Genomic DNA, 15,210 nt, shown 5'->3' on the forward strand with positions numbered 1-15,210 from the left:
TGGAATCAACTTACACGGCGGCCGCCGCCGCGCTGATCTTAGCGCAGCTTCCTCATATTTCTATAGAGATAATATATCTTGCCTAACCAGAAGTATCATTGATGCCGAAATTAGAGGAACCCAGCTAAATTCTCTTTTATATCGTCAGGTTGCGCTTCTTTCTTCTACGCTTTTCTCCGGCTCCTTGATGCGGAACCATGCGACATAGAGTGCCGGCAGGAACAGGAGCGTGATCGCCGTGCCGGCGATGATGCCACCCATCATGGCATAGGCCATCGGCCCCCAAAACACCTCGCGCGCGATCGGAATCAGCGCCAGGCTCGCCGCCGCCGCAGTCAGCGCGATCGGCCGCATGCGATGCTGCGTTGCCTCGATCACAGCGTCCCATGGATGCGTGCCCTCCCCGATCAGCTCCTCGATCTGCACGATGAGGATCACCGAATTGCGGATCAGGATGCCGATCAGCGCCAGCACGCCGAGAATGGCGACAAAGCCCAGGGGAGCGCCGCTCGGCACCAGCGCCGCCACGACACCGATCAGGCCCAGCGGCGCCACGGCAACCACCAGGAAAAGCCGCTGGAAGCTCTGGAGCTGGAACATCAGGATCGTCGCCATGACGAACAGCATCAGCGGCACCACGGCGATGATCGGCCCCTGGCTCTTGCCGCTCTCCTCGACAGTGCCGGCCGTCTCTATTGCATAGCCGGCGGGCAGTTTTTCGGCAAAGGACTGAATATCCGGTCCAAGTTCCTCGACAATGGTCGCAGGCATCACACTATCGTTGATACCCGCCGCCACCGTGATTGTGGGAATACGGTCGCGCCGCCAGACCACGGGCTGCTCAAGCTCGTAACGGAAATTGGCGATCGCCGCGAGCGGTACCGCCTCGCCTGCGCCTGTTGCGATCTGGAGATTTCGCAACGTCTCGATCGAGCCCCTCTCCTTCGCGTCGGCCCGCGCGATCACATTGACCAGATAGGTCGCATCACGCACCTGCGTGATCGTCACGCCCCCGACGACGCTGTTGAGTGTCGTGGCGATTGCCTTGGACGTGATGCCGAGTTGCCGGGCCTTGTCCTGCATCACGTCGACCTTGACCATGCGGGCAGGCTCGCTCCAGTCGTAGGTGACGATGCCCAGATGGGGATTGGCGCTCATGATCCCGGCCAGATCCTGCGAAAGGCCGCGCAGGGTCTGAATATCCGGCCCGCTGAGGCGGTATTGCACCGGCCTGCCGACAGGAGGGCCAAGCTCCAGGAACTTCACATAGGTGTCGGTGCCGATGAAATCCCGCCTGAGCGTTGTCTCGAACGCGGCCTTCAGCCGGTTTCGCGCCTCGATGTTCTTTGTAACGATGATCATCTGCCCGAAATAGGGATTGGCCGGCTGCACGTCGAAAGTCAGCACGAAGCGCACCGCGCCCTGGCCGATATAGGTACTCCAGTGGTCGATATCGGGGTTGCCTGCGAGCGTTGTTTTCTCGAAGCGCTCCATCTCTGCCTTTGTCTCGGCGATGGAACTGCTTTCCGGCAATTTCCAGTCGATGACCAGTTCCGGCCTGTCGGAGGAGGGAAAGAACTGCTGCTCGATGAACCGTAGCCCGAAAACGGAAAGCGCGAATGCCAGCACGGTGGCGATGATGGTCAGCCAATGATGGCGGACCGCCAGGCGCAGCACGCGCGAAAACGCCATGAAGAACCGGCGGGGCTTTTCCTCGTGATGGCGCATCGTGGCAGGCATGAAGGTCACGCCAAGAAGCGGCGCGAAGAGCACCGCGACGATCCATGACACGATCAGCGAAACAGCGATGACGACAAAAAGCGTAAACGTATATTCGCCCGCCTGGCTGTTGTTCAGTCCGATGGGCATGAAGCCGGCGATCGTCACCAATGTTCCCGTCAGCATGGGAAATGCCGTGTGGCTATAGACAAAGGTCGCGGCCTTGTTCAGCGGATCGCCCAATTCCAGCCGCGCCACCATCATTTCGACAGCGATCATCGCGTCGTCCACCAGCAGCCCGAGCGCTATGATGAGCGCCCCGAGCGAAACGCGCTGCAGCGAGATATCGAGATAGCTCATCGTCAGGAAAGTGATGGCAAGCACCAGCGGAATCGAAAGTGCCACCACGAAACCGGCCCGGATACCGAGGCTGATGAAGCTTACGATGAGCACGATGGCGACGGCCTCGAACAGCGCGCGGGTAAAGCCGGAGACCGCCTCCTCGACCACCAGGGGCTGGTCCGCCACCTGATGTACGCCAACGCCGACCGGCAGCTCCGCCACCACCTTCTTCATCGTCTCGCTCAACACCTCGCCGAACTCCAGCAGATTGCCGTTGGGCTTCATGCCGATGGCAAGCCCGATGGCATCCTGGCCGTTGAAGCGGAAAATCGATGTTGGCGGATCGATATAGCCCCGCGTGATGGTCGCGACATCCGTCAGCCGGAAAAACCGGTCGTTCACCCGCAGATTGATGGCCCGAAGACTGTCTTCCGAGGTGAATTGCCCATTCACCCGCACGCTCACCCGTTCCGGCCCCGCTTCGATGACGCCCGATGGCGTGATGGCATTCTGATCCTGGAGGCTCTGCATGATGGCCTGTTCGTCCAGGCCGAGCGCAGCCAGTTGCCGCGTGGAGAACTCGAGATAGATGGCCTCGTCCTGCGCGCCGACCAGATCGACCTTGCCGGCATTGGGAACGGTGAGGATCTTAGTGCGGGCATCTTCGACATAATCGCGCAATTGCCGTTGCGTCAGCCCGTCAGCCGTGAAGGCGTAGATATTGCCATAGACATCGCCAAAACGGTCGTTGAAAAACGGCCCCTGCACGCCTTCGGGAAAGGACGATCTGATGTCGTTCAGCATGTTGCGGACGCGAACCCATGTCCCCTCGACATCGCGCCCCCGGGTGGTTGCCTTCAGATTGACGAAGACGATCGTCTTGCCGGCTGTCGTGACGCTGCGGGTGAAATCGAGATTGTCGAGTTCCTCGAGCTTCTTCTCGATGCGATCCGTGACCTGGTTGATCGTCTCCTCGACCGAGGCGCCAGGCCAGTTGGCCTGCACCAGCATGGTCTTGATGGTGAAGGCCGGGTCTTCCTCGCGCCCGAGATCGACATAGGAAAACGCGCCGGCAATCAGGAAAACCAGCATGAAATACCAGACGAGAGAGCGATGGTTCAGAGCCCAGTCCGAGAGATTGAAGCCTTTCAACGCTCTGTTCCTTCCTGCGGAAGCTTGACCTTCTGACCCGCTTCGAGGCTATGCACGCCCGCCGTCACCACATAGGTGCCATCGGCGATATTGCCTGCTGTAAAGCTGTATCCATTGCGCGCCACGATGCTGACATCCTGGGTGCGGACGGTTTGCGTGGCGGGATCGACGACCCACACCATTGTCTTGCCACCCTCCTCCAGAAGCGCCGAGATGGGCAGGAGCACCGAAGGCTGCGTCGCCACCCGGCGCGTGGCGGTAATCGTCGCACCGAGCCGGAAAGCAGCCTGCGGTTCATTAAGCGTTATACGGACGCGCCGTGTTCTCGTGGCCGCGTCGGATTGCGGCGCGATCTCCCTGATACGTCCTCTTGCCCGAATGGATGGAGCCGACTGCAGGATGACGTCGAAAGGCATTCCGATCGAGATATCGCCGATCATGCTGTCAGGAATATCGACGACCGCCTCTCTTGTGTCGGAACGCGCGACCGTCAGCACCGTCTGTCCCGCGCCCACGACCTGCCCCACCTGCGCATTCACCGATGACACGACACCGTTGAAATCCGACCGCAATTGCGCATAGTTGCGCTGGTCCTCGGCCTGGCTCAGCGCCGCCTGCGCCTTTTCGACGCCGGCGCTTGCGGCGTCCAGCGCCTGCCGCGCCGCATCATATATGGATTCCGATATGTTGCCCTGCCGGAGAAGCGTGCTTTGTCGTTCCTCAGCCGCCGACGCATTGGCGAATTGCGCCTCGGCGCTCGCCAGATCGGCGCGCGCCGCCTGGACGCCGAGATCGAGCGCGGAGGGGTCGATCATGGCGAGCGTCTCGCCCTGCTTGACCAGATCGCCGACATCGACATCGCGACTGACAATGCGCCCGAGGGTGCGAAAGGCGAGATTCGCGCTGTAGCGTGGCTGGACGGTGCCGACGAACCCATAGGTACGCTGCACCTGCGGCTCCGCCTTCACATAGAGGACGGGGCGGACTGGCGCGGGTTCCTCCTCATGCTGTTCGCTGCAACCTGCGACGAGCAGCAGCGCTGAAACTCCCGCAAATATCCGGGTTTGCAAGCGAAGCTTTCCGGAAATGCCCATCATTGCCCGACCTCCTCGAGGATATCGACCGCCTCGCCGGAACGCAGCAACTGGGTGCCTCTGGTTACGACACGCTGGCCCTCTTCGAGCCCGCTTACGATGACGACCCGCTCGCGCTCATAGGATAGAACCTTCACCGGGGCGAGGCTCGTGACATTCGTATTCCCTGCGACCAGCCAGACCGCCGGCCGGCCCGCGTCGGAGGTGAGCGCGCTCCAGGGAAGGATCGCGGCGCGCTGGGGCTGCATGCGCACGGAGCCGGTCACCGTCGCGCCGAGCGTCATCTGCGGCGGCGTATTGGCTATGCTGACCTTGACGCGGACCGTGCCGGTAGCCGGATCGATGGCGGGCGATACCTCGCGCACCTGTCCTTTGGCCTGGATTTCGGGATTGGAGAGGAGCGCGATGGTGACGACCGGAACGGCCTTGGCGTTGGCGACCAGCGTTTCCTGTACGTCGAATACGGCGTCGCGCGGCCCGTCCTCCGCAATGGTGAAAACCGTCTCCGTCGCCTGTACAACCTGCCCCACCTCGATATTGCGTGCCGTTATGACGCCCGATATGCCGGCTCGCAACCGGGTATAGGAAAGCTCGTCCTGCGCATTGGCGAGCTGGCTTTGCGCCACAGTCAAGGCGCCTTGCGCAGTTCGCAGCGCCTCCTCTGCCTCGTCATATTGCCGACGCGTGGTAAATCCCTGCGCGAGAAGCGCCTTTTGCCGATCGAATGTCGAGGACGCCTGAACGACTTGCGAGTTCGCCGTGTCGAGCGAGGCCTGGGCCGTGCGGATATTGACCTGCTGCCCGACCGGATCGAGACGTGCAAGCACGTCTTGAGGATCGACATGTTGTCCGACATCGACATTGCGCGCGATGACCTGGCCGCCGACACGGAAGGAAAGATTGGTGAGCGTACGCGCGGCAATCGCGCCGGTCAGCGAGATCTCGGGTGAGAATTGCGTGTATCTGACGGTTTCAACGGCAACCGCGACGCTGTCCACCCCCTTTGCCGCCTCTTCCTGCCTGCCGCAGGCGGAAACAGAGATGGCAAGAATGCCAATGCCGGCAAACCGTCTCCAACCGATCATCGCCGGATGACGCCGCCGCTTCATGTCTGCCATGCTGAAGCCCCCTCACCTCATCTGCGCAGAACTGATAGGTCATCTGCTGCAAGATGCAACCGCTAATAGTTGTAGCGGGTAGATCACTTTTTCCTTCTCATCTTGAAGAGGGTTTCGATAAGGACAGTTTTACCCGTTCGGGCCGGAAGCCGAGGCCGATGAGACGCCGGTCTTTTGATGCGGAAACTGAAGGAATTCATCCAAGAGTCCAAGTTGATTCATGATTTCAAGGATCGACGGATGAATCGTATCGCCCTTAAATCGCGCAGGAAATCCTCATGCCCGCGCCAGCAGATATCCGAGCATCAGCACCTCGTTTCGAGCAACGGCGGCCGATTTGGCCGATGGAACTGCGCAGGTCACGATATCTCCTTGGATGATTCCAGGTGGACCGGAAACTCCGGTGCAAAGCCTGATCAAAGTAACCTCATTGCCGCCCAAGGCAAGATGCGCGCGGAAGCGTCATTTCGACCTTGCAGGTGCTTTCGACTGCAGCACGCTGCGGATCGCGAAGCTCGAATGAATGCGCGAGACACCAGGCAGGCGTGACAGGATTTCCTTGTGAATCGTCTCATAGGCGGCGGCGTTCTGCGCCTCTGCCCGCAGGATGTAATCGGCATCTCCGGTCATCAGGTAACATTCTTGTATTTCCGGATATTTACGCACCGCTTCCTCGAAGCGGTTGAGATATTCCTCTGTCTGCCGCTCAAGCGTGATCTGCACGATGGCGACCAGCCTGTCTTCCGCCTCCAGCCCGCCGACGATGGCGGTATAACCGCGGATCACGCCGCTTTCCTCCAGTATCTGCACCCGTCTCAGACAGGCCGACGGCGAAAGCCCGACCTCCGCCGCGAGTTGGCTGTTGGTCATGCGACCGTCGCGACGCAGGCAGCGAATGATATTGCGATCAATCGCGTCGAGCAGGGACATGCAGAAAATTCCGATAATTAGCAATAAACAGCAATTATTTCCCATAAATACGCAGGAAATTCGGCTGAAAGATAGCACATTCGAATAGTCTTCGTCTAGCATCCCGCAAGAGGCGGCGCGTGGCGAGTGGGGACATGTCATTCAATTTTTCCGATCCGGATATCCTCCCATTGTCGGGTGGGATACTCACCGTCGACCTCAAGGCGTTGCGCGACAATTATGCGCTCATCGCACGCACCGTCGCGCCAGCCAGAACGTCAGCCGTCGTCAAGGCTGACGCCTACGGTATTACCCTTGAGAATGTCGCGGCCGACTGCGGAACCATCGCCTACGAGAAACTGACGTCGCTCGGCCCGCGCTACCAGCGCCACTATATATATAAAAGATGTAGGGAACCCACGCATGAAGATCACCATTCTCGGCGCAGGCGTCATCGGCGTGACTTCTGCCTATTATCTTGCCAAAGCCGGCCATGAAGTGACCGTCATCGACCGGCAGCCGGCCCCGGCGCTCGAAACCAGCTTTGCCAATGCCGGCGAGATTTCTCCCGGCTACGCCTCGCCATGGGCCGCCCCCGGCATCCCGATGAAGGCGCTGAAATGGCTTTTCATGCAGCACTCACCGCTGATCCTGCGCCCGCAAGTCGATTTGGCCATGCTGAGCTGGCTCCTCGCGATGCTGGCCAATTGCACCTCGGCGCGCTACGCGGTCAACAAGAGCCGCATGGTCAGGCTTGCCGAATATAGCCGCGACTGCCTGATCGACCTGCGTGCGCAGACCGGCATTCATTATGACGAGCGGTCGAAAGGCACGCTGCAGCTCTTCCGCAAGCAGGCACAACTCGACGGCATCACCAAAGACATCGAGGTGCTGCGCAAGGACGGCGTGCCTTTCGAGGTGCTCGATCCGACGGGCTGCATCGCCGCCGAACCGGGCCTTGCCCAGGTCCGGCACCTTGTCGCAGGCGGGCTCCGCCTGCCGCATGACGAGACGGGCGACTGCTTCAAATTCACCAATGAACTGGCGAAGCTCGCCGAAAGCCTCGGCGTTAAATTCCATTTCAACGTGACGATCCGACGCTTCAAGCACGCCGGCAACCATATCTCAGCCGTCGAGACCTCCGAAGGCGATATAGCTGGCGACCGCTTCATTCTGGCGCTCGGCAGCTATTCGCCGCTTCTGGCAAAGCCGCTCGGCCTCGACATCCCGGTATATCCGGTCAAGGGCTATTCCATCACCGTGCCGATCGTCGATGCCGACCGCGCGCCAGTTTCAACCATCATGGATGAAACCTACAAGATTGCCATCACCCGCCTCGGCGACCGCATCCGCGTTGGCGGCATGGCTGAAATCTCGGGTTTCAGCAAGGATCTGCCTGCGGCACGGCGCAAGACGCTGGAGCAGTCCGTGGGCAGCCTATTCCCCGGCGCGGGCGACCTTGCCACGGCGACTTTCTGGTCGGGCCTCCGCCCGATGACGCCTGACAGCACCCCGATCATCGGCGCCACCCGCTATGACAATCTCTATCTCAACACCGGCCACGGCACGCTCGGTTGGACTATGGCCTGCGGCTCCGCCCGCGTCGTTGCCGACCTGATCGACGGCCGCAAGCCGGATATCGAGACCGCCGATCTCAACCTGTCGCGCTACGGCTAAAACGTCGGCGGTGTGCAGGCGCTGACGATCTCGCATGGCACGGGTCCAACACAGCGAAAGCGGTGCGGGCGCCTGCTCTCGAAATAATAGGCGTCGCCCGGCCCGAGAATCCGGCGCTCGCTCCCGACCGTCACCTCGATGCGCCCGCTGATCACCACGCCGCCCTCCTCGCCTTCGTGTACCAACGGCACCCGGCCCGTATCCGCGCCCGGCTCGTAGCGCTCCTTCAATATCTGCAGCGAGCGGGCGAAGAGATTGTCGCCCACCTGCAGATAGGAAATCTTGCCCTTGCCGATTTCGACAAGCTCGTCCGCCTGGTAGAATGCCTTCAACGGCGCGTCCGGCTCGATCGCGAAGAATTCCGACAGGCCTATGGGAATGCCGTCGAGAATGCGCTTGAGCGCCCCGACTGACGGATTGGTCTGGTTCGACTCGATCAGCGAGATGGTGGAATTGGTCACCCCGGCCCGCTTTGCCAGCTCGCGCTGCGAAAGGTTATGCCGCATGCGGACATAACGCAGCCTGCCGCCGATATCGATACTCATGATCCGTCCCGCGCTCCGGTGTTGATAATGTTCGATATACGGTAATTCCAGAATATGCCTTAAGCAATATCAGTTACTTACGAAGTGCTAGAAAAGGACTTGTTGCCATCAGGCGAACCGTGTCCTCTCCATCCCAAAGGGAGTTCCACCATGCTGACCAAAGCCAATACGCCAAGCCTCGAGAATTACTGGATGCCGTTTACCGCCAACCGGCAGTTCAAGGCCGCCCCGCGCCTCCTCGCCAGCGCCGAGGGCATGTATTACACCGATATCGACGGCGGAAAGGTTCTGGACGGAACGGCGGGCCTGTGGTGCGTCAATGCCGGCCATGGCCGCAGGCGCATCGCCGAGGCGGTGGAACGCCAGCTCACGACCATGGACTTCGCCCCCTCCTTCCAGATGGGGCATCCCGTAGCGTTCGATTTCGCCGAAAAGCTTGCGGCAAAGGCCCCGGGCGGTGCGGAGGCGAAGCTGGACCGGATATTCTTCACCGGATCGGGATCCGAATCCGTCGATACCGCGCTGAAGATCGCCATCGCCTATCAGCGCGCCATCGGCCAGGGAACGCGCACCCGTGTCATCGGCCGCGAGCGCGGCTACCACGGCGTCGGTTTCGGCGGCATCTCCGTCGGCGGCCTTGTCAACAACCGTCGCGTTTTCCCCACGCTTCCCGGTACGGACCATCTGCGCCACACCCATGATCCCGAGCGTAACAGCTTCGCCAAAGGCCTGCCCGCCCATGGCGCCGAGCTTGCCGACGATCTGGAACGGCTGGTAGCCCTGCATGGCGCCGAGACGATCGCCGCCGTCATCGTGGAGCCTGTCGCCGGCTCGACCGGCGTCCTGCTTCCGCCAAAGGGCTATCTGGAAAGGCTACGCGCCATCGCCGACAAGCACGGCATCCTGCTGATCTTCGATGAGGTCATCACCGGCTTCGGCCGCCTCGGCACGCCTTTCGCCGTCGATTATTTCGGCGTCGTCCCTGACCTCGTCACCACTGCAAAGGGGCTGACCAACGGCGCGATCCCGATGGGTGCCGTCTTCGCCAGCCGCAAAATCTATGACGCGCTGATGCAGGGGCCGGAAGGCCAGATCGAGCTCTTCCACGGCTATACCTATTCCGGCCATCCCGCAGCCTGTGCAGCAGGACTGGCGACACTGGAAATCTATGAGGAAGAAGGGCTTCTAACACGCGGCGCGGAGCTCGCCAACCATTGGCAGGAGGCAATGCATTCGCTGGAGGGCCTGCCCCATATCATCGACATCCGCACCATCGGCCTCGTGGCGGGCATCGAGCTTGCCTCACGCGAGGGTGCCGTTGGCGCGCGCGCCTATGAGATCTTCACCGATTGCTTCAAGAAGGGCCTGCTCATCCGCGTCACCGGCGACACCATCGCCCTGTCGCCGCCGCTGATCGTGGAACGTGAGCAGATCGATACGATGGTTTCCATGCTCAGCGACAGCATCAAGAAAACCGGGTAAATCCCCCCTCTCTGCGGGGGCATCTCCCCCGCAGAGAGGGGGATGCCCCCCGCGATTCCATCAAGGCAGCAATCGCTCGGAACAGCTTGGAAAGACTCATCCTTGCGCCGGTGTGAACCGGGCAATGAGCGCGTGATTGTCGCCGGAATAGGTCAGCCGGACGTGCGTTATCGGCTGACCGGCATTCCAGGTGCGCCGTTCGACGACAAGGCATGGCGAACCCTCGGAAATAGCCAATGCACCCGCCGTCTCCTGGTCCGCCGCCACGGCGCGGATGCTGTGCTCGGCATTGCTCCACGGCACACGGTCGAGCAGCCACGGGCCGGGTGCGACCTGCCGGAAATCCTCGCCATCCGCCTCAGGCACGGCGCCCAGATTGATAATGCGCTCCTCCAGGCAGAAGGGGCGTGGTCCGGCGAAATGCCGGCATGAAAGTTCGAGAAGCAAGGTATCCGTATCGATATCCAGACGCTTGCGGTCCGACGCGCTGGCCTTCCGCTTGCGCATCTTCAGCAACTCGTAGCGGTAGGGCAGCCCGAGTTGCTGCACCTCCTCCCTGATATCGTGGATTTCCAGGACGGCGGCCTGCGATTGCGGTTGGGCGACGAAACTGCCGGAGCGCCGCTTGCGCTCGATGAGCCCGCCCTTGGCGAGTTGCGTCAGCGCCTTGTTCACCGTCATCCGGGAGCAGCCATATTGCTCCGTCAGTTCATGCTCGAAGGGAATGCGATAGCCGGGCGGCCATTCACCGGAGAAGATATGCGCCTCTATATCGCCGAGAATGCGTTGATGCAGCGAAGCGGGCGGGCTCTCGCCTCCATTCCTGTCATTGGAATTATGCACCATTCATCCGTCCTTCGAATCGCCGCAGGTTTCGACCTTAGACTGCACGGGCAGGAGCAAGAATACAAAACGACCGCCGGTCGTTCATCCCTGAAGAAGCTGCCTGAGCACGGTATCGAACCCCCGCGCAGACTTCTCCCGCAGACGATGCCGCCCGCCCTCCACCTGCTTCACGCCGCGCACCCAGACGCTGTCGATTGTTGCACGGCCGGCGAAGATCCAGCCATCCAGAATGGCATCGTCCATCGCGCCGGCAAGCCTTTGCGTATCGAGCGAAACCAGATCCGCCGCCTGCCCCACGGCGATGCCCTCGCCCGAAACGCCAAGCGCAGCGCTGCCGCCGGCAAAAGCGCCGACATAAAGCGCGCATCCCGTCGAGCCCTCCGCCACGGCCATGACGTTGCGGGCTCGATGGAAGATGCGCTGCGAATATTCCAGCTGCCGCAATTCGTCGGCAATGCCTATCAGCACATTGGAATCCGAGCCAATGCCGAAACGGCCGCCATTTGCCGTGAAGAGCGGCGCCTGGAATGTGCCGTCGCCGAGATTGGCTTCGGTCACCGGGCAGAGACCGGCGATCGCGCCGCTCGCCGCCATACCGCGCGTTTCCTCATCGGTCATGTGGGTGGCATGGATCAGGCACCAACGGCCATCGACATCCGCATTGTCGAGAAGCCATTCGACCGGACGTGCGCCCGACCACGCGATGCAGTCCTCCACTTCCTTGATCTGCTCGGCAATGTGGATATGCACCGGCGCCTGCGGCAGGAGCTTGGTCACGGTTGCGAGCTCCTCCGGCGTCGCCGCGCGCAGGCTGTGCGGCGCAACGCCGAGAACAGCCCCGTCGAGCCTCGCCACCAGCGGCTTGCAACCGTCGATCAGTTGCGAAAAACGCTCGAGATTATTGATGAAGCGTCTCTGGCCCTCACTCGGCCCAGCCCCGCCAAAGGTGGAATGGGCATAGAAGACCGGCAGCAGCGTCAGCCCGATCCCGCTCTGCCCGGCAGCAGACACAATGCGCGCCGCCATTTCCGCGATGTTGGCGTAAGGGCTACCGTCCCGGTCATGGTGCAGATAGTGGAATTCGCCGACGCGCGTGAAGCCCGCCTCCAGCATCTCGACATAAAGCTGCAGCGCAACGGCTTCCACTTGCTCGGGCGTCATGGAGCGCGCAAAGCGATACATCACATCGCGCCAGCTCCAGAAACTGTCCGCCGACGGGCCACGCCGCTCCGCAAGCCCAGCCATGCCATATTGGAAGGCGTGGCTGTGCAGATTGGGCATCCCCGGCAGAAGGACGGCATGGCGTTCGTCTCCCGGCATGGCCGCCTGACCGGTCTCGACAGCAGCGATCAGGCCGCCGGCGACGGAAATACGCACATCCCGCGCCCAGCCATCGGGTAGCAGCGCAGACTGCGCATGAATGGCAGTCTGCTTTGCGCCCCTGTTGACCACGCCGTTTCCCGCATCATTTACTGTCACAGCTCTCTCCTCGGCCACTTGCGATTATTCTGCATATGTATATACATTATCCTAAAACAGGGGAAGCAGGAAACCATCATGGCGCAAAGCAAGGATCCCGGCAAAGACCGCCTCTGGCGCAACGCCCGGCTGGCCACCCTCAGCGAAGGCCTGCCCGGCCTCGGCATAGTCGAGAAGGGTGCTGTGGCAATCCGCGACGGGCGCATCGCCTATGCCGGACCGGAAGCTGACCTCCCTTCCTCTCTCGCCTCGCTGGAGCGGATCGACTGCGAGGGCCGGTGGATCACCCCCGGCCTGATCGACTGCCATACCCACCTCGTCCACGCCGGAAACCGGGCGCATGAATTCGAGCTGCGGCTTGCCGGCGCCACCTATGAGGAAGTCGCCAAGGCCGGCGGCGGCATCGTCTCTTCGGTCAAGGCGCTCCGAGCCGCGAGCGAGGAGGACTTGCTCCACCAGACCCTGCCCCGCCTCGATGCGCTGATCGCCGAAGGCGTCACGACAGTCGAAATCAAATCCGGTTACGGACTTGACCTCGAAAACGAGCGGAAATCGCTGAAGGTCGCCCGGCTGCTCGAAAACGAGCGAACCGTAACCGTGCGTACTGCCTTTCTCGGCGCGCACGCCCTCCCCCCGGAAGCCGATGGCGATAAGCAGGCCTATATCGACTGTGTTGCCAATGGGATGCTGCCGGTAATTGCGGCGGAAGGTCTGGCCGATGCCGTCGACGGTTTTTGCGAAGGCATCGCCTTTTCGCCTGACCAGATCGCCCAGGTTTTCCGCGCGGCGCAGAAGCATGGCCTGCCGGTCAAGCTCCACGCCGATCAATTGTCGAACCTGCACGGCGCAAAGCTCGCCGCCGAATTCGGTGCGCTTTCAGTCGATCACCTGGAATATACCGACGAAGCAGGCGTCATCGCCATGGCCAAGGCCGGAACGGTGGCGGTGCTGTTGCCCGGTGCGTTCTATTTCATCCGCGAGAAACAGCTGCCGCCGGTCGAAGAATTGCGCAAGCATGGCGTGAGGATCGCCATCGCCACCGATTCCAATCCCGGCACCTCGCCGCTGACCTCGATGCTCCTCACCATGAATATGAGCGCGACGCTGTTCCGCCTTACCGTCGATGAATGCATCGCCGGCGTGACCCGCGAAGCCGCGCGCGCCCTCGGCCTCCTCGCCGAAACCGGCACGCTCGAAGCTGGAAAATGGGCCGATCTCGCCATCTGGAATATCGAGCGCCCCGCCGAGCTCGTCTATCGCATGGGCTTCAATCCCCTGCATCAGCGGATATGGAGAGGACAATGAACACGACGCTCTTGCTCCAGCCCGGTGCCGTACCGCTGCGTACGCTGGAAACCATCTACTGGACCGGCGCGACAGCGCGGCTGGACCCGTCCTTCCACGCCGGAATCGAAAAGGCGGCGGCGCGAATTGCCGAGATCGCAAGGGGCGACCAGCCGGTCTATGGCGTCAACACCGGTTTCGGCAAGCTGGCAAGCATCCGCATCGATGCCGGCGATGTCGCCACGCTGCAGCGCAACCTGATCCTGTCGCATTGCTGCGGCGTCGGCGCTGCCTTCCCTGAAGAGATCGTCCGCCTCATCATGGGGCTGAAGCTGATATCGCTCGGACGCGGAGCCTCCGGCGTGCGCATGGAGCTCGTCCAGCTCATCGAGGACATGCTGGAGAAAGGCGTCATCCCTGTCATCCCCGAGAAAGGATCGGTCGGCGCATCCGGCGATCTAGCGCCGTTGGCCCATATGGCGGCGGCAATGATCGGCGAAGGCGAGGCCTTTTATGAGGGCGGACGGCTTACCGCCAAAGACGCGCTCTCGAAAGCCGGGCTGAAACCCGTCATCCTCGCCGCCAAGGAAGGGCTCGCCCTCATCAACGGTACGCAGGTCTCCACCGCGCTCGCGCTTGCCGGCCTGTTCCGGGCGCATCGCGCGGCGCAGAGCGCACTGATCACCGGCGCGCTGTCAACCGACGCCGCCATGGGCTCATCCGCACCGTTCCACCCGGAGATCCATACGCTCAGGGGCCATAAGGGCCAGATCGACACCGCCTACGCGCTGCGCACCCTGCTGGAGGGGTCGGAAATCCGCCAGAGCCATCTCGAAGGCGACGAACGTGTGCAGGACCCCTATTGCATCCGCTGCCAGCCACAGGTCGACGGCGCCTGTCTCGATCTCCTGCGCATGACCGCCCGCACGCTCGAAATCGAAGCCAATGCCGTCACCGACAACCCGCTGGTGGTCAGCGACGGCTCGGTGATATCAGGCGGCAATTTCCACGCCGAGCCTGTAGCCTTCGCCGCCGACCAGATCGCGCTTGCCATCTGCGAGATCGGCGCGATTTCCCAGCGCCGCATCGCCCTGCTCGTCGATCCGGCGCTGAGCTTCGGCCTTCCTGCCTTTCTTGCCAAAAAGCCGGGCCTTAACTCCGGCCTGATGATTGCCGAGGTCACCTCAGCCGCGCTGATGAGCGAAAACAAGCAGATGTCGCACCCGGCATCGGTCGATTCAACCCCCACCTCAGCCAATCAGGAAGACCATGTTTCCATGGCCTGCCACGGCGCGCGCCGCCTGTTGCAGATGACCGAAAATCTCTTTTCCATCATCGGCATCGAGGCGCTCACCGCCGCCCAGGGCCTCGATTTCCGCCAGCCCCTTAAGACCAGCCCTGAGCTTTTGAAGATCCACGCGGTTATCCGCGATGCCGTGCCGGAGCTCGAAATCGACCGCTATATGGCGCCCGACCTGAAAGCGGCTAGCGATCTCGTCGCCACCGGCGCGCTCAACGCCAGCATCTCAGCGGGTATTCTGCCGGAGTTGGAGGCGTGAATAT

12 protein-coding genes are annotated in these 15,210 nt (G+C 61.8%); 5 read left to right on the forward strand and 7 right to left on the reverse strand.

Annotated elements, in window-relative coordinates:
* Positions 1-144: 144 nt before the first annotated feature.
* From DUT91_RS02270 to DUT91_RS02285, 4 genes are all read right to left on the reverse strand, one after another.
* Positions 145-3,213, reverse strand: a complete 3,069-nt coding sequence (locus tag DUT91_RS02270) for an efflux RND transporter permease subunit (RefSeq protein ID WP_114438722.1) — start codon at positions 3,211-3,213, stop codon at positions 145-147.
* Positions 3,210-4,307 carry an efflux RND transporter periplasmic adaptor subunit gene (locus DUT91_RS02275; RefSeq protein ID WP_114439004.1) on the reverse strand — a complete coding sequence of 366 codons (1,098 nt, stop codon included), beginning with the start codon at positions 4,305-4,307 and terminating at the stop codon, positions 3,210-3,212. Before DUT91_RS02275 ends, DUT91_RS02270 begins: the two co-directional genes overlap by 4 nt.
* The gene (locus DUT91_RS02280; RefSeq protein WP_425373740.1) at positions 4,307-5,416 is read right to left on the reverse strand and encodes an efflux RND transporter periplasmic adaptor subunit; all 1,110 of its coding nucleotides are present in this window, start codon (positions 5,414-5,416) and stop codon (positions 4,307-4,309) included. The genes DUT91_RS02275 and DUT91_RS02280 overlap by 1 nt, the downstream gene beginning before the upstream one ends.
* A gap of 471 nt (positions 5,417-5,887) precedes the next feature.
* Positions 5,888-6,355, reverse strand: coding sequence for an Lrp/AsnC family transcriptional regulator (locus DUT91_RS02285; RefSeq protein ID WP_114438723.1), 468 nt, complete (start codon positions 6,353-6,355; stop codon positions 5,888-5,890).
* Positions 6,356-6,489: 134 nt separating this feature from the next.
* Here DUT91_RS02285 and DUT91_RS27365 point away from each other — a divergent pair, with 134 nt between their 5' ends.
* Together DUT91_RS27365 and DUT91_RS02295 are read left to right on the forward strand one after the other, a co-directional pair.
* A complete protein-coding gene (locus DUT91_RS27365; RefSeq protein ID WP_114438724.1) occupies positions 6,490-6,831 on the forward strand; it encodes an alanine racemase in 342 nt (113 codons plus the stop codon).
* Entirely contained in the window at positions 6,758-8,011 is a 1,254-nt protein-coding gene (locus DUT91_RS02295; RefSeq protein ID WP_114438725.1) for a D-amino acid dehydrogenase, read from the forward strand. Before DUT91_RS27365 ends, DUT91_RS02295 begins: the two co-directional genes overlap by 74 nt.
* On the opposite strand, the gene DUT91_RS02300 is transcribed toward DUT91_RS02295, so the two are convergent.
* Positions 8,008-8,556 (reverse strand): cupin domain-containing protein, encoded by a 549-nt coding sequence (locus DUT91_RS02300; protein ID WP_114438726.1) that lies wholly within the window; start codon positions 8,554-8,556, stop codon positions 8,008-8,010. The genes DUT91_RS02295 and DUT91_RS02300 overlap by 4 nt on opposite strands.
* 150 nt (positions 8,557-8,706) lie before the next feature.
* On the opposite strand from DUT91_RS02300, the gene aptA reads away from it, so the two are divergent.
* Entirely contained in the window at positions 8,707-10,038 is a 1,332-nt protein-coding gene (gene aptA, locus DUT91_RS02305) for an omega-aminotransferase AptA (protein WP_114438727.1), read from the forward strand.
* A 96-nt stretch (positions 10,039-10,134) separates the two neighbouring features.
* Here the strand turns inward: aptA and hutC are convergent, their stop codons facing one another.
* On the reverse strand, positions 10,135-10,884 hold the full coding sequence (gene hutC / locus DUT91_RS02310) for a histidine utilization transcriptional repressor HutC (RefSeq protein WP_114438728.1): 750 nt from the start codon (positions 10,882-10,884) through the stop codon (positions 10,135-10,137).
* An 81-nt stretch (positions 10,885-10,965) separates the two neighbouring features.
* A complete protein-coding gene (locus DUT91_RS02315) occupies positions 10,966-12,336 on the reverse strand; it encodes a formimidoylglutamate deiminase (protein WP_114439006.1) in 1,371 nt (456 codons plus the stop codon).
* A 105-nt stretch (positions 12,337-12,441) separates the two neighbouring features.
* On the opposite strand from DUT91_RS02315, the gene hutI reads away from it, so the two are divergent.
* The gene (hutI, locus tag DUT91_RS02320; RefSeq protein ID WP_200834874.1) at positions 12,442-13,668 is read left to right on the forward strand and encodes an imidazolonepropionase; all 1,227 of its coding nucleotides are present in this window, start codon (positions 12,442-12,444) and stop codon (positions 13,666-13,668) included.
* Positions 13,665-15,206: a histidine ammonia-lyase gene (hutH, locus tag DUT91_RS02325; RefSeq protein WP_425373731.1), complete on the forward strand. Its 1,542-nt coding sequence runs from the start codon at positions 13,665-13,667 to the stop codon at positions 15,204-15,206. The genes hutI and hutH overlap by 4 nt, the downstream gene beginning before the upstream one ends.
* The last annotated feature ends 4 nt before the right edge of the window (positions 15,207-15,210 follow it).

This window comes from Paramesorhizobium salinisoli (assembly GCF_003335045.1).
Classification (GTDB): domain Bacteria; phylum Pseudomonadota; class Alphaproteobacteria; order Rhizobiales; family Rhizobiaceae; genus Paramesorhizobium; species Paramesorhizobium salinisoli.